General features: G+C 61.8%; 1 rRNA gene. It reads left to right on the top strand.

Going from position 1 to position 314, the window contains the following annotated elements:
- Positions 1 to 227: 227 nt before the first annotated feature.
- Positions 228 to 314 (top strand): 5S ribosomal RNA (gene rrf / locus J3481_RS14490); the annotation flags it as partial.

Genomic DNA, 314 nt, shown 5'->3' with positions numbered 1-314 from the left:
GCGGACAGATACGAATCGGTCGAGGGCTTCACCTGGAAGGCTCCCTATGCACGGTGGCAAGGGCCAAGCTGAGCCTGAAGCGAAGTGAGACGAGCGCGGACGCGCGTAAAGCCAGCGACTCGCCACAAAGACTTCGCAAACAGGTATCTGAGGCGAAGTGAATCGCGAGCGAGGAGATCTGCAGGCCGAAGGCCGAAGCCCTCCGAGCGAGCGATGAACGAAGCCCGTCTGGTGACCACAGCGGAGGGGCAACACCCGTACCCATCCCGAACACGGACGTGAAGACCTCCAGCGCCGAGAATACTGGGAGGGAA

The organism is Alicyclobacillus fructus (assembly GCF_017329605.1).
Lineage (GTDB): Bacteria > Bacillota > Bacilli > Alicyclobacillales > Alicyclobacillaceae > Alicyclobacillus > Alicyclobacillus fructus.
This window is presented reverse-complemented; position numbering and strand designations above follow the sequence as displayed.